The following is a 15,996-nucleotide window of genomic DNA, read 5'->3' as shown; positions in this document are numbered from 1 at the left end:
AGGCCTGGCGGACGTGCCGGGGTGCCGCGTTCAAGTCGTCGGACACTGAGCGGCGGCGATAGCGGCGGCGGGTGGAGTGCGGCGAGCGGCGCAGGCGGGGCACAGGGGCTCGTCGCCGGTCGGCCGGAAGAGGGTGGGCTGTACGTGGTCGCCCTCGCACTCCCGGGTTCCGGCCAGGCGCGGGGAGAGGAGCGCGCCGGTGGGGCTTGTGGCGGGTGACGGCCGGTGGCCCGGTGCGGGTGCCGCTGTGGGCTGTGCCCGCTGTGCCGACGGTGCGGGCTGTGCGGGGGGTACGTCGCTGAGGAGGTGGCGGAGCAGGCCGCCGGGGCGGTGCACCGGGGTGCCGTCGTCGGGGAGGTTGCGCAGGATGTGCGCGCGGATCGCGGCGGGCTGGTGCCCGGCGGCCAGCCAGCGCGCCGTTAGGTTCGTCAGCTCGGCGAGCATCGGGCGGGGGATGTGGCGGAGGGCGGGATCCAGGTCGCGGTAGGCGGCGGCGAGGGTGCGGGCTGCTTCGTGGTGGGGAGGAGTGGCGGCGGGAAGCTCCGGCCGTCCGTCGAGGCGGTCCTGGCCGCCGTTGCAGTCCTCGGGGGGTTTGGGGGGACGGTCGTGGGTGTTCCTACAGGGGTTTTCCCTTGGAAGACCGTCGGTGGGCGGACTGGTCGGCTCACCGACCGCCGGATCACGAGGACTCGGTGCGAGCTGCGGCGATGACGGCGATGACGCCGGTACGGGGACCTGGCCGAGGAGCTTGGCGGCTTCGGCGGCGCTCAACGGCACGTTGGAGACGAGCTGTTGGGTGACCCAGTGGCCGCCGGGACCCTGGACGCGCCTCTCGTGCACGAACCCTTCGCCCTTGAGTTGGCGCTTGGCCCGGGTGAAGGCGCAGGCGCCGATGTTGGCTCGTTCGGCGGTGCGGGAGAGGGATTCCCTTGTGCCCTGGGGGAGGGAGAGCTGCCAGGTCAGCAGGCGTACCGCGTCCGAGGAGAGGCGGGGGTGCCGGATGATGTCGTGCGAGAACTGGGTGTAGGCGCGCGGGGGCGCGATACAGTGCCGGTAAATCACGGTGGAGTCGCTTTCCACTGGTGGTTCAGGCCCTCGCGAACGGTTGCAGCCGTTGCGGGGGCCGAGTTATGTGCTGTGCGCTGTTGGGGTGACGGTACCGCACCGAGAGTGTGCGGATGAACGCGTCGAGTGAAGAAAGCTTTCGCTGGTCAGTGTTCACTCACACGAGTCAACCTGCCCGAGTTTGCGATCGGTTGACACTCCTACTCTGCGATCACGGACGGTGAGCGGTGGGTGAGGAGGGTCGCATGGAGTCGGGGGCTGACTCGGGCGCGGGTGTGGAGGGGGAGGCCGGCGGGGAGTTCCTGCGGTGCTTCGGGCGTCAGATCAAGTTGCTCCGGGAGCAGGGCGGGCTCGCCCAGGGGCAGTTGGGGGAGCGGGTCGGATACGGCGAGGCGCAGATCGCGGCCGTGGAGCAGGGGCGGCGGATTCCCAAGCCGGAGCTGATCGACTCGGTTGAGCGGGTGCTGGGGGCGCGGGGTGTGCTGGTGGCGATGAAGGAGGAGGTGGCGAGAGCTCGGTATCCGTCGTTCTTTCGGCCCTTCGTGCGCTACGAGGCCGAGGCCGCCGAACTGCAGGTATACCAAGTCCACTTGGTGAACGGCCTGCTCCAGTGCGATGAGTACATGCGTGCTGTCGTCGAGATGTGGCGGCCTCTGCTGGACGCGGACACCGTGGAGCAACGGATCTCGGCACGGCGCGATCGGCAGAAGCTGCTCTCGCGTGTGCCCAAGCCGCTCCTGAGCTTCGTCATCGAAGAACACGTGCTCTTACGGCCTCTGGGCCGCGTTCGTGCGGATGGCGTCGCGCGGCTGAGGTGAGCGAGGAGGGGCGGTCGGCAGCCGACCGCCTCTCTCCGCTTACTCGCTCTTCTTCTTGCGCCCGCGGGTCTTCTTCTCGGGACGCCAGTTGACGAGGTCGGAGTCGGAGAGTTGGCGTTCCGTACGGCCGTTCTCCAGGGCGGACTGGAACTCCTCGGCGGGGTTGCCCTCCGATTCCCTCGCTCGAGCCCCGCTCTGCCTGTGTCTCCCCGGCGCCGGCTGGGCCGCGGCGGCCGACGGCCGGAAGCCGAAGGAACGTGTGGGGACACCGGCCCGCGCCGCCGGGATGAAGTGGTCGCGGATCAGGAACCTTCGCCGGCTGTCGTCGATCACCGTCCCCGCTGGCACGGTGCTGGTGGCCCCCGGCGAGGTGCAGTCCTCCCCGTCCGCTCACTCCTCCGAACCGGCGCCGTGAGTGAGTCGTCACGGCGCCGAGCGACGGTGCACTTGCGCCGCCGCGTCGGATTGCTCGAATTCTTCCCCCGGAGCGCGGCGCTGCGCCATACTCTTACTACTCTCGGTCATCTCGTGGAGTGTTCCCTCGCCGCCCCACCGCGCCGTCGGAACCCTGTCGGCTCATCGCTGCGCGCTGGAGGGACATGTCAGTCTCCGATCCCACAGTCGACGATCTCCTCGTCTTCCACTTCGAGTGTCTGCAAGGGATGTACTTCTCGGAGTACCAGCGGCTCGAGGGCGGTTCGCTGCTCTTCAGTGACGCGATCAAGGATCCGTACTACAACTTCTTCGCCCCTGGATCCCCGGCCGCCGCAGCCACGCTGCCGGCCGCGATCGAGGAAGAGTTCGTGCGGCGCGGGCGCCAGCCGGCGGTGTACCTGACGCCGCAGGCCGGCGCGTCTGTTGCGGGCGAAAACGTCTGGGCCCAGGACGCGTGGCTGGTCGGCGACACCGCGGCACTGGTCGAGCCGCAAGCCAGTGACGGAAGCCTGCGCCTGCGGACCGTCGGCCACGAGGACCGGGGGGTCTACGTCGACACCTTCACCGCTGCGTACTCCGGTGGCGACCCGGACGACCCGTACGGTGACCTGGACAGCGCCTACTCCGAGAGCCTCGGGGCGTCCTTCGACAACGAGGTCCCCGGTTACCGGAAGTACTACGTACTGGCGACCCTCGACGAGCAGCCCGTAGGGGTGGCCGCCCTGTTCACGGCGGGCAGCCTCGCCGGTGTCTACGGTGTCGGCACACTGCCCGGCCACCGCCGCGCCGGCATCGGCTCCGCCATCATGCGGTACCTCGCCCGTATCGCCGAGACCGACGGGTGCGCGCACATCATGCTGCAGACGGAGGCCCGATCAGCCGTCCAGAGCTGGTACGAGCACTTGGGCTACCGGCACGTCTTCGACGCCTCGTACCTCACCATCACACCGGAAGCGGGTGCGTGACCGGCGCCGCCGGCCTCGGGGGAGAGCTCAGCGGAACGTTAGGTGGGCCGTTACGCCACCTGAACGGGCTCACCGTGGTCGACGTCCGCCGAGGGGAGACCCGTAAGGCATCCGTCACCCTCTCCCAGGGCAGGATCCTCGCGCTGGACGAGCCCGCTCCCGAGGGCGCCGAGAGCGTCGACCTGGACGGTTGCTGGGCCACGCCCTCCTTCGTGGACATGCACGCCCACGTCACGTTCGAACCCCGGACCCATGACGGCGCGGTCACCTTCGCCTTCGACGAACCACCCGAAGTCGGCGGGCTGCGTGCCGTGCAGAATCTGACGGAAGCCCTGCGCAACGGCATCTGCCTGGTCAGGGACGTCGGCGGCCGGGCGCCCCACATGGCCGAGGCCAAACGTCACGTGGCGTCCGGGCGCATCCTCCTGCCGGAACTGGTGACCAGCGGTGAACCACTTTGCCTGCCGAACGGACACGGCTCGGTGTTCGGACAGCAGCTGTCCCAGGGCACGCTTGACGAGCTGATGGGCCGGCAGGCGGCGGCAGGACACGAGTGGCTGAAGATAATGAACGGCCCGGAGCTGTGGCCCGACGAAGAACTGGAACGGATCATCCGGTCGGCTCACCGCGCGGGCATGCTGACCGCCGTCCACGCGTTCACCCCCGCCGGAATAAGAGCCGCCGTCCGGGCCGGCGCCACCACCGTCGAACACGGGATGATCGCGGACCCCCACCTCATGGAAGAGGCCAGGGGCCGCTCCACGGCCTTCGTGCCGACCGCGTACTGCTCATGGATCTCCCTGCGCGCCCGGTTCGTCATGAGCCAGCCGGCGTCCGAGGTGGCGATCCTCGACTACTGGCACGCATACCTGGAGGAGTGCCGCCCGGCCCACATCGCCGCGGGGCTCCCCGTTCTGGTCGGCACGGACGCCGGATGCGCGCCCTGCTCCTTCGACGACTACATCGACGAACTGCTCAGATTCGAACGCTGGGGCATCGCGCCCATGGAAGTCATCCGCAACGCCACCATACGAGCTGCCGAGTGCCTGGGAAGAGCTGAGGACTTCGGATCCATAGACGTCGGAAAGTGGGCCAACCTGGTCGTCACCGCGCATGACCCGACGGTGTCGCCGGCCGCGTTACGGGATCCGATCCTCGTCCTCTACAAGGGAAGCAGCGTCGTCAACGCCCTGGGAGAGAGATGGCCCTGACCGCGCCGTTGAACGTCCACTGGGAACTGACCAACCTCTGCAATCTCAACTGTGTGCACTGCTACCAGCAGGATGACGGCCCCCGCACCGGCCTGCCTCTCGCCGACCTGCTGCACGTCATCTCCCGGCGCATCGTGGACGCCGGCGTGTTCGAGGTGACCCTCACTGGTGGTGAGGTGCTCCTCGTTCCTCAGCTGCCGGAGCTCGTCGCCTACTTCAACTCACACGGCCTGCGACCTCACATCACGTCCAACGGCATGCTCGTCACCGACGAGAAGGCGGACTGGCTCGCCGCGGCCGACGTCACCTTCCAGGTCAGCCTGGACGCCGCCGACCCCGAGCGTCACAACGCCGTACGCCGCTCGCCGCGCGCGTACGAGAAAGCCCTGGAGGGCGTGACCCGACTCGTCGAGCGCGGGGTCGAGGTCTCCTTCGCCTACACCGCCATGCCCGACAACCTCGAAGAGATCGACGGCGTGCTCGCCGTCGCCGCCGAGCGGGGAGTCGGCCGGGTCTGCGTCGGCGAGGTGCTGCCCGAGTTCGGCGACGCGGCCAACCGGCGGCGGCTCGAGATAGCAGCGGAACCCTTCGGTCAGTTCGTGGCCGGACTGCGCGAGTTGCGCGACCGCTACCGCGGCCGGGTCGACCTCGCGGCGGCGCTGCTGTCGGGACACCTGCACGACCAGCGCCTGCGCGCCTCCCCGTGCACGGCACTCGACCGCGACCTGGCCATCCTGCACGACGGATGGGCCTACCCGTGCCCGTTCGTCAGGGACCGGGGCCGGCGCCTGGGCGACGTCCGGCGGCAAGACCTGCGCACGATCTGGGCCGGCGCCCAGGCCGAACGCTTCCGGCATGAGAAACGCACGGAGTCTACGAAACACTGCGTGAGCACGGTTCCTCCTCCGGGCCCGGTTCTCGTACAGCTCGGCACACGGCCACCGACCGCGAAATCGGCAGACTAGGAGACGTCATGACCTCGATCGGTGTACTGCCCCGGTTCACCTCACGGCAGGAGGGCGACGGGTTCGTCCTCCTCGTACAGGACGGCGGCCGGTACCTGTACGCGAACGCGAGCGCTCACGAGCTCCTCGACAGGTTGCGGTCCGGCGCCCCGGTGGACGAAGTGGTCTCCGCGGTGGCCGCACGGTACGCATGGGAGGACGACCAGGCTCGGCTCCTCCTGGCGGAGCTGGTCGACGTGGTGAACGGCCGCCTCGAACGCGCGGGGACAGCCGCCGATCCGACCCCCTGCGTCCGCCCGCTCGCCGACCTTCTGGGTGAGAGCGCCGACCGGTGCGAGACCTTCGGAATGCCCCTGTGACGACCCCCGACAGAGAAGGACGGTGGCAGCTATAGCCGGCATCAGCAACACCCTCATCTACGTCGAGAAGCAACTCGTCCTTCCTATAGGCGTGAAGCTGGTGGGCTCGTCCCTCGCCGCGCGCAGCAGCGAGCAGATCAGCGGGGGCTTCAGCTGGTTCCTCGCGGCCAAGCTCGGGTACGCGGCCGAAGCGGGTGCGGACATGTACCTGGCCGACCTCTTCCCCGAGGACATCTTCTCGTTCGCCTACGCGGAGATCGAGAGGAAGAACCTCGGTGTCCGGGACTTCGCCGAGGCCGTCGGAAGCCGTAAGGTCACGCCACCCGACGTGGTCACCATCGACGGAACGCTGCGGTTCCCCGACATCACACCGCAGGCATACGACCCGTTCCGGCCGCCGGTCATCCAAATCCCCAACCAGTACAGCGTCTACGGCTACCAGTGCTTCACCGGAGTACTGGAGAACAACGGTTTCGAGATCCCCATCTACTTCCTCGTGGAGTCGGCCGAGCTGGTGTTCTACGCCCACAACAAACCGGTGGAGGTCGTGGGAGTCGTCAAGTGGTCGCCCGGCTACGAGGTCGCAGGGCACGTCCTCAACGGGATCGTGCTCGCGGCGGCGCTGCTCCTTCGACGGTGAGGAGGAGCTGCCATTCGCCGTCGTCCGCCACCGCCGGCCCTGGGGCTGGTCGACGTCATCTACGTCACCCCCTGGGTGATCGGCTCCCTGTTGCTGCACGACATACCGACTCCGGTGACGCTGGGTCTGCTGCCAGTCTTCATCGCGAGCTGGTGGCAGGACTGGCGGTCGGCACGTACCGCCACCTCGTACTTCTCGGGTGAGCTCGTCGGGTTCGACGCGCTCACCGCGGGAAACTACGTAGCGCTGGTCGACGGCTGGCGCCGTCCGGCGCCGGACGGGGCGTGGCTCAGCACCGCCACGCTCATCAGCTGGACAGGTGTCTTCGCCATCTATGTCACGTGGAACCTGGCCGTGATGCGAAAGGCGGACAAACCGACCCGGAGAGCCTTCCTGCGCTTCACCCTCGCCGAACTGCCCCTGCTGGCCATCGGTATCGCCCTCGTCGTCGTCCAGACGACCGTCGGCTGGGACAGCCGCTGGCTGCAACCGGTCGGCGTGGGCGTCCTGGCCGCCTCGCACGCCGCGCTCCTCATCATGTGGCGGGTCATGTCCGCGAAGGAGGAATGAGGAGATCATGCTCGTCTCGGCAGACTCCCACGTCGTCGAGCCGCCGGCCGTCTTCCGGGACTACCTGGAGGCGGCCTGGCGAGACCAGGCGCCGCGCCTCGCGCCGGACCACGCGGGCGGCGAACGGTACGTTCTGCCCGGCACCACGAGGGCGATCGGCCTGGGACTTGCCGGGTCGGCGGGAGCCCCCGGTGGGCGACTCAGGGAAACCGGCACGTCGTTCGCCGACATCCGGCCGGGTGCGTGGCAACCCGTCCCACGCCTCGACGACCAGGAGGCCGACGGAGTCGCGGCCGAAGTCCTCTACCCCACCGTCGGGCTCTTCCTGCTGCGCCACATCAACCGTGAGTACTCCGCTGCCTGCATGGCGGCCTACAACACCTGGCTGGCCGAGTTCTGCGCCGCCGCGCCGGGCAGGCTGATCGGATGCGGCGCGACCGCCGTCACGAGCCCTGACAGTGCCGTGCGCGACCTCCGGGCGATCCGCAGCAAGGGACTGAAGGGCGCCCTGCTGCCGTTGGAGCCAACCGACGGCTTCTACGCCGACGAACGGTTCGACGCCCTGTGGGCCACTGCCTGCGACCTCGCCCTGCCGATCACCTTCCACGCGCTGCCCCCGGACCGCCGAGCGCCTGCCGCGGGGCCCGGTGCCCCAGTGATCCTTCCGATGTGGGAAGCGCAGGAACTCCTCACCGGACTCGTCTTCGGTGGCGTCCTGCACCGCTGGCCCGCGCTGCGGATCGTGTTCGCCGAGTTCGACGCCGGTTGGGTGCCCCACCTCGTGCAACGCCTGGACCACTACTTCCACCGGCACCACCGCTGGCTGAGGCTCGACGGACGGATTCACCGCCCACCATCCGAGTACATCGCCCGTGCCGTCCACTTCACCTTCCAGGACGACCCGACGGCGCTGCGGCTCGCACCCCATTCACGGACCAACCTGTTGTGGGCGAGCGACTTCCCGCACGCCGAGTCCACCTGGCCCGCCTCCAGGTCGATCGCCTCGGCCGGCTCCGAACTCCTGCCGGGGCAGTTGTACGAGGAGGTCTTCTCGGACCGGGCACGTCTCCTGTACGGCATCTGAGATGCCTCAGCTGGGCAACGCACACCGTGACGTCATCCCGCGCCCTCCACATAAGGGCATGCCAGCCGCCGCAGCGGAGACCTCCTGTCCCATACGTGCCAGCGCGCACCGCACACGGGATCCGTCGCGTAGGTCACCTCGGCGGGGAAGCCGTCGGCCTTGACCCGCGCGGCCGGTGGGCCGGCGAGACGCCTGCCGCAGCCCGGACAGTGATCCGGTGTATGCATTGGGTGCATGCCCATTGCTCTCCTCCCGACATGCTCCCGCTCGGAGGCTGCCCATCCGCTCAGCGTGACGGCGTGGGTGGCGCAGGCCAGGACGCGCCAGGCCTCGGGAGTCCAGGCGAAGGTCGCATCTGGGGCGAAGCGGCGGCCCAGTTCCGGCCTCACCTCGCTCGGCCGAGTCGTTCAAGCCGCAAGCTTTCATGATCGCGACCCCTGCGGCAAGAGGTTCGTGAAGATCTTGCGGAAGATTGGTGCGAGTGTTAGCTTCCGGCTCGGTCGTGTGGTCCAGCGCCGAACCGTGGCCTGCTCAACCGCCTCACACTCGGGCACGGGCTGCGCCGGGTAACGGCCGGCTGGCGCGAAGTGTGCGGGAAAGTGCAGATCACCGGGGTGCGGCAGTGCGCTACCGGGGTCCTACGACTCCGGGAGGCCGTCCGACATGCCCATACCCTCCGAGACACGGCGGAACCGCGATGGTCTGCCGGTCATCGACCTCGCCGCCGCGCGGGAACTGTTCCGGACCGCCGAGTCGAGCGGCCTCGGCCGGCCGGGCACCGACGGGATCTTCGACCGGTGGCTCGACAACCGATCCGACATCGCGTTCTACCGCAACGCGGACCGGCCGCTGCAGGCACGTGCCGTCGACGTGGACGACGAGGTGCCCGAAACGCTGAGCAACAGCCGCATCGGCCAGGCCCGCCTGGAAGCGATCTGCCTCAACCCGTCCCAGCCCGACTACTACTCGGACCCGCGCCCGGAACCGTCCTGTGCGCACCCGGACGACGAGGAGCCGGAGGAGTTCGAGGAGTTCGAGCAGACCGACGAGGACGAGGACACGGAGGCCCACGACTGTTTCTCCGGCATGCCCGGCCTCTGCTGGCACGACGAGGTTCGCCGGCGGCCCTACGCGAAGGTGGACAGCCACCAGGGCCACGAGGACTGCGCCGAAGAGGGTTGCGTCCTCCAACTCGTGAACGCCTATCGCGGCGTCTTCCGAGATCCGCACTGGGACCTGAGCGGTGAACTCCCGCCGGACTTCGACGGACGCTCACTCCGGGGGCTCACCGTCCTCGTCGAAGCCGCTCGGCGGAAGCTGGCCACGGAGCGACTGGACACGGAGGGGCCATGGCGTCTGGGCGGCTTCTCCTGCGAGAGCGACCTCGTCGACCCCGACGGTGAAGACGAGGAACCCGACGCCTCCGACGACGAGCCGGACTGGGAATCGGACGCGATCCGCTACTACGCCGAGATCGACGACGATGACGACGTCCCCGTCCTCCAGATCACCGGAGCCCGCTGGGGAGAACTCCACATCTTCTACCGCGAGCCCGTGTCCGTCCCCGGCGACGAGCCGCTGGACGCGGGCACCGTGGACGGGCTGCGGACCGTCCTGCGACGGGCGACCGAGCAGGTCGGCGAAGCGGGTTACCGGATGAACGGCGACTGGCGCCTCCACTGGTCCCGCTGCTACGTCCTCCTGGCGGACTGATGGCGACGAGCAACGCCAAGGACACCCGGCGCGCAGAATCACCCACCAAGTCCGGACCCAACTCGAACGCGTCCGCCGAGCAGAAGGCGGAACAACGCCGACGCGCGATGCAGGACGCGGACTTCGCCCGTGACGCCGAGCGACGGCGCAACGGCCTGGGAGCTGCTCCGGCCCGGACGGAGAAGCCGTCGAGCCCGGCCACGCCCGGGAACATGGGGCCATCCAAGAAACGTGCGAAAAAGCGCCTCGCCGCCGGCCGCAAAGCGGCCCCCGCCGTTCGAGCCGCTCCCGTCGCGGACAGGGGCGTGGACCGCCGGCAGGCACTCCCCAAGATCGCGCCTGCGTACATGCTGTCGTCTCCGGCGGACCTGAAGCGCGATCGGCAGAGCCGGAAGGCGAAGTCGAAGAAGGAAGCGGAACGGCCGGCGAAGAAGGTGCCACGGACGACGAAGACGCCGTAGGCCGCCACATCCGGCCGGTCCACCGAGGGTCGCTGAACCCTCCACGGACCGGATGAGAGAGGCATACGCTGATTTGGGGGTCCCGTCGGTCTGGCTGAGACATGGCCATGCTCGCCCGTCTCGGCACCGAACTCGCCCTCGCCGAAGGCATACTGACCGGCCGCGGGGAGAGCGGACAACGGCCGAGCACGGTCGCCGGTGCCGCCCAGGCGGTCGTCGCCACGGCCTGGCGCACCCACGGGACACGACTGCTGCGGCGCAGACCGGCCGTCCTCGACGACTGGCTCACCGGACTCCAGCACCAGCACGACCCGGTGACCGTCCTGACCTACCTGATGAGCATGTTCGGGCTGACGCACGTCTCCGAGCACCGGCTCACCGGCCCGGACCACATGCACAGCTACACCTCGACCCTCGTCCTGCGCGACGCGCGGGGCCGTGCCCACCGGTGGGCAGTACCGCCCGACGGGCCCTGCTCCAAGACCGAGGCGGACAAGGCGACCGCCCAGGACGTCCTGGAGATCCTCGCCGCACCTGCCGACGACCTGGTCGAGACCCTCACCGAGGCGGAGTCCGGCCTGCTGAGGTACCTGCTCCAAGCGCAGCTCGACGGACTGGGACCGACGAACGAACGGCAGCGCGCCCGCATGGTCAGCGGCGGCCTGCTCGGCACCGACCTGCTCGCCACAGGAGATCTCGACGCCTTCCGCGCCTGGGCGGAACGGGTGTGGACGCTGCTCGGTCCCGACGCGACACCACCGCCTGACGCCCTGCGCGAGCTATACCGGCAGGTCGTCCACGATGTCCGGGTCGGTCCCCGCTCCCTGGTGAGCCGGATGGCGGCGGACGAGGGATCCGACGATGCGAGCCTGGTCCGCCGAAACGCGGCCGAGGCGGTACGGCGGGCGGCCCGGACCGGACCGTGGGACGTCTCGGTCCGCGACGTCGTGCAGTACTGGTGGCGCGACCAGGCGTCACGGGCCGGCGTCACTCTCCGCGACGACATACGGCGGGAGGTCGCCCTGCCACTCCCGTCCCAGCTCGGGACACTGCACGAGACGCTGGCCTGGTGCGGCGAGGCCGTGGAGGCGGCGGGCACCTCCGTCGACGTCGAACTGACCGTCCAGGACGGCACCCTGCATACCTGGATCGGCCTGCACGAGGTCGATGTACGGGCGGCCTGCGACGACTTCGCCCGGCTGCTGTCCCGCACCCGGCCGTGCACCGACTGCCTCGTCGACGACGACCACGTGTTGCTGCGTCTGCACAGCCGGCCCGAGACGGCGGAGGCGTCCCCACTGGCGGCAGCCGGTCTGGATGCCTACCTCTGCGACCCCAGCGAGACCAAGGACCTGACCTCCAGTGGCAACCCGTAAGTCACTCCGCACTGCTCCCGATCACGGCGACTGGGCTGCTCCGTACCAGCCGGCCGATATCGCCGACCTCGACCCGGAGACCGCCGACCGGCGCGGCGGGATTCCGAGACCCCCGATGGTGGATGCCGTGTACCGGGTCGTCGAGATCGAAGGGCCGATCCACCGGCAGGTTCTCCTCCGGCACCTGGCCGAGCTGCTGTACAAGTCCAGGCCGGGTTCGATCAGCGTGTCGGTGAACACGGCGGCGGATCAACTGCGTGGCGAGGGCCGGATAGCCGAGACAGGGGAATTCCTCGATGTGACAGGACGGTCGTGTGCACAGGCCCGGTGGCCGCTGCCCGGCCTCACCGCTCGGCCGGTCGAGCATGTGGCACCGGCCGAACGCCAACGCTGCCTGGTCGGCCTCGTCGAGGACAGTCCGCGTGGCATCAGCGCAGAGGAGGCTGTCGGGGCAGCCCTCGCGTTCTTCGGCTGGACCGCACGGAATACTGCTTCCTGCAACTGCCGCAGGGTGTCGAACCGCTGCTCCACGTCCCGGTGCAGCGCACGTTCGAAGAACCCCTTCAGGCCTTCACTGAGCGCCTGCGGGAACAGCTCCGCCGACACATGCAGCTCGGCGTCGGCCACCATCCGCGGGTCGCCCTGGCCGTCACCCCGCACCGGCCTCTCCCCTGAGGCCATCTCGTGCAGGGTGACGGCGGCGGCGTACCACTCGGCGTGGTCGTCGTAGCGAGAGCGGCCCGCTCCGCCCAGGAACGGGCCGAGGTATCCACGGGTGCCCGCGTGCACGTCCTGGTCGGGGGCGTCGGCCAGCGAAGCTCCCGTGGAGCGGGCGCTGTCGGCTTGGGAACAGCGGGCACCTCCGGACGGCAGTGGGCAAGAGGGGAGGCACGGGTGAAGCGCGTCCGTGCCCCCTTGGCGGCAGGATGAGAATCCCTCCGCCCCACCGACAGGCGGCCGTGGCCGACGGCTCCGAGATCACTTCGGCCGATGACGTCCACACGGAAGCCCCCGTCGCCCACCCGGCACGGGGGCTTCCTCTCGACGGCCGACCCGCCTACTGCTCCAGCTCGTCCAGCGCCCCCAGCTGCTGCATCAGCCCCAGCTGGTCGTGCTGCCACCAGGTCTCGGTGATCTTGCCGTGGGCGCCGAAGCGGAAGAGGGTCATGCCGGTCATGGTGACCTGGCGGCCGGTCGCCGGGATGCCCAGGAAGTCGCCCTTGTGGGTCGCGTGCCAGGTCCAGCGCGCGCAGGCCTGGTCGCCCTGGGCCAGCACGTCGTCGACCGTGAAGGCGAAGTCGAAGGCGGCGCGCCACATCCGGTACTCGGCGCGGACGCTGTCCAGCCCGATGGTGTCCTGCGGGTTCACCGGGTCGTGGCTGTGGATGTCCTCGTCCAGCAGGTCGTTGAGTGGCGGCAGCTCACCCTCGCTCTCCAGAGCCGCGAAGAGCCGCCGTACGGCGTCGAGGCCCAATTGCTCGTCCCTGACGACGTCCAGGTCCGTGAACCTCGGCGTCTCGTCGCACAGGGCGACCATGTCCCGGAAGATCCTGCCGGTCTCAGGGAGGTCCGAGTTCCGCATCGCCTCCTCGTACGACGGGAACTCCACCACCTCGACGATGTGCGAGGCGTCCGAGCGGTCCTTGCCGACCACCGCGTGCGTCGCCGTGCGCCTTCCCTTGCTCTGGGTGACCCAGTCGTCCATGAGCCGGTTCATCTCGTCCAGCCGGCTCGTCCTGCACTCGATGAGCTGTACGAAGGTCATGCCACCGCCTCCGGCCCCCCTGGTCCGGTACCGACCCGACCATCTTCCCACCGGAACGGCGGGGCCACCCGTGCTACTGAGGCCCGTACTTGCGGCCCGTCCGCGAGCTGATCCCGCCCAGCAGACCGCGGGGCGTGACCTTCACCAGCCCCATCAGCGCCTTGTAGCGCGGGTCCGGGATGGACACCGACCTGCCGCGCGCGAGGTCGGCCAGCGCCGCCGCGACCAGCTTGTCCGCGTCCAGCCACATCCAGCCGGGGATGTTGTCCGTGCCCATACCGGCCCGCTCGTGGAACTCGGTGCGCACGAAGCCGGGGCACAGCACCATCAGCCGGACCCCGCTGCCGGCCAGGTCCTTCGCCGCGCCCTGGGTGAACTGCACGACCCACGCCTTCGAGGCGCCGTAGGTGCCCCGGGGCAGGAAGGCGGCCACCGACGCCACGTTGACCACACCGCCCCGGCCGCGCTCCCGCATCGCCTCGGTGGCCGCCGAGGTCAGCCGCAGTACCGCCTCGCAGTGCACCTTGAGCATCCTCAGCTCGTCGGCCATGGGCACATCGAGGAAGCGGCCCTTGTTGCCGAAGCCGGCGTTGTTGATCAGCAGGTCGACCGGGTTGCGCCGGTCGCCGAGCCGGTCGGCCACCGTCTCGATGCCCTTGTCCTCGGCGAGGTCGGCGGTGAGCACCTCCACCTCGACACCGTGCCGGTCGTGCAGCTCGGTCGCCTGCTCGCGCAGCCGCTTGGTGTCCCGCGCCACCAGGACGAGGTCGTGCCCGTCAGCCGCCAGGCGCCGCGCGAAGGCGGCACCGATCCCCGCGGTCGATCCCGTAATCAGAGCCGTTGTCATGGCCCAAGGGTAGTGACCCGGAGCGACCGCGTCCGCCGGCGGTGACAGCCTCTCAGCGGGCCTGGGCGGCGACGTACTTGCGCGCCGCGGCCAGGGTCTCGGTGTCCAGTGCCCCGCCGGCCACGAGCAGCCCTGGCAGCAGTTCCCGCTCGGTGGTGACCGCGCGGAACTGCGTCGCCACCGTCACCCCGTGGTCCGGCCGGTGCAGGATCTCGATGGAGTCGCCCGCCCGTATCTCCCCCGGTTCGATCACCCGCAGGTAGGCGCCGGTCGCGCCCTTCCGGGTGAATCTCTTGACCCATCCCCGTTCGGCCAGATGGCCCTGGAAGGTGCGGCAGGGGATGCGGCCGGAGGTGACCTGCAGTACGACCCCGGAACCGATCCGCCAGCGCTCGCCGATCAGTGCCCCGGAGACGTCGAGTCCGTCCGTCGTGAGGTTCTCGCCGAAGCAGCCGTTGGCCAGCGTCCGGCCCAGCTCGCGCTCCCAGTCGTCGAGGTCCTCGCGTGCGAAGGCGTAGACCGCCTGGTCGTCACCGCCGTGGTGGCGGGTGTCGCACACCGCGTCCCCGGCGACACCGCTCGCGCCGGTCCCCTTGGGACCGGGCGCCGCCACCCGGACCGGCCCGTCGGTGGGCCGCTTGTCGATGCCCGTCACACCCTGCGGCTGGTCCGTGTACGGCACCGGCTGCGGGCGGCCCAGGTTGACCGAGAGAAGCTTCATGCCGGCACGGTACGGGACCGGACCCCAAAGCGTCGACGCAATATCGGGCGCCGCATCCAAGCCCGGCTTATGCTTCAGGGGTGATCGAGGCCCGTCATCTCCGCGTCCTGCGCGCCGTCGCCACCAGCGGCTCCTTCTCCGCCGCGGGGCGTGAGCTGGGCTGCACCCAGCCCGCCGTCAGCCAGCAGATGAAGGCCCTGGAGACGTCGGTCGGCACCCCGCTGCTGGTCCGCAGCGGCCGCGCGATGCGGCTGACCGAGGCCGGCGAGGCCCTGGTCCGGCACGCCTCCGGCATCCTCGCCGGGCTCACCGCGGCCGAGGAGGAGGTCGCCGCCATCGCTGGCCTGCGTGCCGGCCGGGTCCGGCTCGTCTCCTTCCCCAGCGGCAGCTCCACCCTCGTGCCCACCGCGCTGGCCGCCCTCCGCGCCGCACACCCCGGCACCCGTGTCTCCCTGGAGGAGGCCGAGCCCCCGAGGTCCGTGGAGCTGCTGCGCGAGGGCGACTGCGACCTGGCGCTCGCCTTCCGTTACGAGGGCGCGGCCGTCGCCGAGGACTGGGACGACCTCGTCGTACGCCCCCTGCTGGTGGACCGCCTGGTCGCCCTGGTGCCCGAACGGCACCCGCTCGCGCGCGCGGAGTCCGTCGCCATCGGGGAGCTGGCCCGGGAGCCGTGGATCGCGGGCTGCCCGCGCTGCCGCGGCCAGTTGGTGGAGGTGTGCGAGAGCGCCGGCTTCACGCCCCGCATCGACTTCGCCACCGACGACTACCCGGCGGTGGTCGGCCTGGTGGGCGCGGGACTCGGGGTCGCCGTACTGCCGCAGCTCGCGGTGGAGTCGGTACGGCCGAGAGGGGTGCGCACGGTGGATCTGGAACCGGTGGTCCGGCGGCAGATCGTCGCCCTCACCCTGCCCGACCTGGCACAGGTGCCGGCCGTGGCGGCGACGCTGGAGCAGCTCGCGCGGGCAGCAGGGCGGGAGTAGCGGTACGGCGGCAGAGTCGCG

General features: G+C 70.1%; 18 protein-coding genes. 13 read left to right on the top strand and 5 right to left on the bottom strand.

Annotated features, from left to right (window positions below):
- Positions 1-30: 30 nt before the first annotated feature.
- Entirely contained in the window at positions 31-1,062 is a 1,032-nt protein-coding gene (locus AB0924_RS13500) for a hypothetical protein (protein ID WP_366911445.1), read from the bottom strand.
- Positions 1,063-1,310: 248 nt separating this feature from the next.
- On the opposite strand from AB0924_RS13500, the gene AB0924_RS13495 reads away from it, so the two are divergent.
- The gene (locus AB0924_RS13495; protein WP_366911444.1) at positions 1,311-1,883 is read left to right on the top strand and encodes a Scr1 family TA system antitoxin-like transcriptional regulator; all 573 of its coding nucleotides are present in this window, start codon (positions 1,311-1,313) and stop codon (positions 1,881-1,883) included.
- Between the two features lie 39 nt (positions 1,884-1,922).
- Here AB0924_RS13495 and AB0924_RS13490 read toward each other — a convergent pair whose 3' ends face one another.
- Positions 1,923-2,231, bottom strand: coding sequence for a hypothetical protein (locus tag AB0924_RS13490; RefSeq protein ID WP_366911443.1), 309 nt, complete (start codon positions 2,229-2,231; stop codon positions 1,923-1,925).
- A gap of 251 nt (positions 2,232-2,482) precedes the next feature.
- On the opposite strand from AB0924_RS13490, the gene AB0924_RS13485 reads away from it, so the two are divergent.
- The 11 genes from AB0924_RS13485 (at position 2,483) to AB0924_RS13435 (ending at position 12,392) form a co-directional block, all read left to right on the top strand.
- Positions 2,483-3,283, top strand: coding sequence for a GNAT family N-acetyltransferase (locus AB0924_RS13485; RefSeq protein ID WP_358935410.1), 801 nt, complete (start codon positions 2,483-2,485; stop codon positions 3,281-3,283).
- A gap of 74 nt (positions 3,284-3,357) precedes the next feature.
- Positions 3,358-4,494, top strand: a complete 1,137-nt coding sequence (locus AB0924_RS13480; protein WP_366911442.1) for an amidohydrolase family protein — start codon at positions 3,358-3,360, stop codon at positions 4,492-4,494.
- Positions 4,485-5,459, top strand: a complete 975-nt coding sequence (locus AB0924_RS13475) for a radical SAM protein (protein WP_366911441.1) — start codon at positions 4,485-4,487, stop codon at positions 5,457-5,459. The genes AB0924_RS13480 and AB0924_RS13475 overlap by 10 nt, the downstream gene beginning before the upstream one ends.
- An 8-nt stretch (positions 5,460-5,467) precedes the next feature.
- Positions 5,468-5,818 (top strand): PqqD family protein, encoded by a 351-nt coding sequence (locus AB0924_RS13470; protein WP_358935403.1) that lies wholly within the window; start codon positions 5,468-5,470, stop codon positions 5,816-5,818.
- Between the two features lie 22 nt (positions 5,819-5,840).
- The gene (locus AB0924_RS13465) at positions 5,841-6,458 is read left to right on the top strand and encodes a hypothetical protein (protein WP_358935400.1); all 618 of its coding nucleotides are present in this window, start codon (positions 5,841-5,843) and stop codon (positions 6,456-6,458) included.
- A gap of 75 nt (positions 6,459-6,533) precedes the next feature.
- Positions 6,534-7,028 (top strand): hypothetical protein, encoded by a 495-nt coding sequence (locus tag AB0924_RS13460; RefSeq protein WP_358935398.1) that lies wholly within the window; start codon positions 6,534-6,536, stop codon positions 7,026-7,028.
- A gap of 7 nt (positions 7,029-7,035) precedes the next feature.
- Positions 7,036-8,112, top strand: coding sequence for an amidohydrolase family protein (locus tag AB0924_RS13455; RefSeq protein ID WP_366911440.1), 1,077 nt, complete (start codon positions 7,036-7,038; stop codon positions 8,110-8,112).
- 663 nt (positions 8,113-8,775) lie between these two features.
- Positions 8,776-9,825 carry a hypothetical protein gene (locus tag AB0924_RS13450; RefSeq protein ID WP_366911439.1) on the top strand — a complete coding sequence of 350 codons (1,050 nt, stop codon included), beginning with the start codon at positions 8,776-8,778 and terminating at the stop codon, positions 9,823-9,825.
- Positions 9,825-10,286 carry a hypothetical protein gene (locus AB0924_RS13445; RefSeq protein ID WP_366911438.1) on the top strand — a complete coding sequence of 154 codons (462 nt, stop codon included), beginning with the start codon at positions 9,825-9,827 and terminating at the stop codon, positions 10,284-10,286. Before AB0924_RS13450 ends, AB0924_RS13445 begins: the two co-directional genes overlap by 1 nt.
- A 101-nt stretch (positions 10,287-10,387) precedes the next feature.
- Complete coding sequence (locus AB0924_RS13440; RefSeq protein ID WP_366911437.1) at positions 10,388-11,662, top strand: hypothetical protein; 1,275 nt, start codon at positions 10,388-10,390, stop codon at positions 11,660-11,662.
- A complete protein-coding gene (locus tag AB0924_RS13435) occupies positions 11,649-12,392 on the top strand; it encodes a hypothetical protein (RefSeq protein WP_366911436.1) in 744 nt (247 codons plus the stop codon). Before AB0924_RS13440 ends, AB0924_RS13435 begins: the two co-directional genes overlap by 14 nt.
- Positions 12,393-12,719: 327 nt before the next feature.
- Here AB0924_RS13435 and AB0924_RS13430 read toward each other — a convergent pair whose 3' ends face one another.
- The 3 genes from AB0924_RS13430 to AB0924_RS13420 form a co-directional block, all read right to left on the bottom strand.
- A complete protein-coding gene (locus tag AB0924_RS13430) occupies positions 12,720-13,427 on the bottom strand; it encodes an ester cyclase (protein WP_358935388.1) in 708 nt (235 codons plus the stop codon).
- Positions 13,428-13,500: 73 nt separating this feature from the next.
- The gene (locus tag AB0924_RS13425) at positions 13,501-14,274 is read right to left on the bottom strand and encodes an SDR family oxidoreductase (RefSeq protein WP_358935386.1); all 774 of its coding nucleotides are present in this window, start codon (positions 14,272-14,274) and stop codon (positions 13,501-13,503) included.
- A 52-nt stretch (positions 14,275-14,326) separates the two neighbouring features.
- Entirely contained in the window at positions 14,327-14,995 is a 669-nt protein-coding gene (locus AB0924_RS13420; protein ID WP_358935384.1) for an MOSC domain-containing protein, read from the bottom strand.
- Positions 14,996-15,075: 80 nt separating this feature from the next.
- On the opposite strand from AB0924_RS13420, the gene AB0924_RS13415 reads away from it, so the two are divergent.
- Entirely contained in the window at positions 15,076-15,975 is a 900-nt protein-coding gene (locus AB0924_RS13415) for a LysR family transcriptional regulator (protein ID WP_358935382.1), read from the top strand.
- Positions 15,976-15,996 lie beyond the last annotated feature (21 nt).

Source organism: Streptomyces sp. NPDC047869 (assembly GCF_040704065.1).
Taxonomy (GTDB): Bacteria; Actinomycetota; Actinomycetes; order Streptomycetales; family Streptomycetaceae; genus Streptomyces.
The sequence above is the reverse complement of the archived record's forward strand: the minus strand, read 5'-3'. Positions and strand labels throughout refer to the sequence as shown.

Bases quoted from the DNA above. Each gene is read 5' to 3' on its own strand.
- AB0924_RS13495 (WP_366911444.1), top strand. From the start codon at position 1,311: ATGGAGTCGGGGGCTGACTCGGGCGCGGGTGTGGAGGGGGAGGCCGGC.
- AB0924_RS13485 (WP_358935410.1), top strand. From the start codon at position 2,483: ATGTCAGTCTCCGATCCCACAGTCGACGATCTCCTCGTCTTCCACTTC.
- AB0924_RS13475 (WP_366911441.1), top strand. From the start codon at position 4,485: ATGGCCCTGACCGCGCCGTTGAACGTCCACTGGGAACTGACCAACCTC.
- AB0924_RS13470 (WP_358935403.1), top strand. From the start codon at position 5,468: ATGACCTCGATCGGTGTACTGCCCCGGTTCACCTCACGGCAGGAGGGC.
- AB0924_RS13455 (WP_366911440.1), top strand. From the start codon at position 7,036: ATGCTCGTCTCGGCAGACTCCCACGTCGTCGAGCCGCCGGCCGTCTTC.
- AB0924_RS13450 (WP_366911439.1), top strand. From the start codon at position 8,776: ATGCCCATACCCTCCGAGACACGGCGGAACCGCGATGGTCTGCCGGTC.
- AB0924_RS13445 (WP_366911438.1), top strand. From the start codon at position 9,825: ATGGCGACGAGCAACGCCAAGGACACCCGGCGCGCAGAATCACCCACC.
- AB0924_RS13440 (WP_366911437.1), top strand. From the start codon at position 10,388: ATGGCCATGCTCGCCCGTCTCGGCACCGAACTCGCCCTCGCCGAAGGC.
- AB0924_RS13430 (WP_358935388.1), bottom strand. From the start codon at position 13,427: ATGACCTTCGTACAGCTCATCGAGTGCAGGACGAGCCGGCTGGACGAG.
- AB0924_RS13425 (WP_358935386.1), bottom strand. From the start codon at position 14,274: ATGACAACGGCTCTGATTACGGGATCGACCGCGGGGATCGGTGCCGCC.
- AB0924_RS13420 (WP_358935384.1), bottom strand. From the start codon at position 14,995: ATGAAGCTTCTCTCGGTCAACCTGGGCCGCCCGCAGCCGGTGCCGTAC.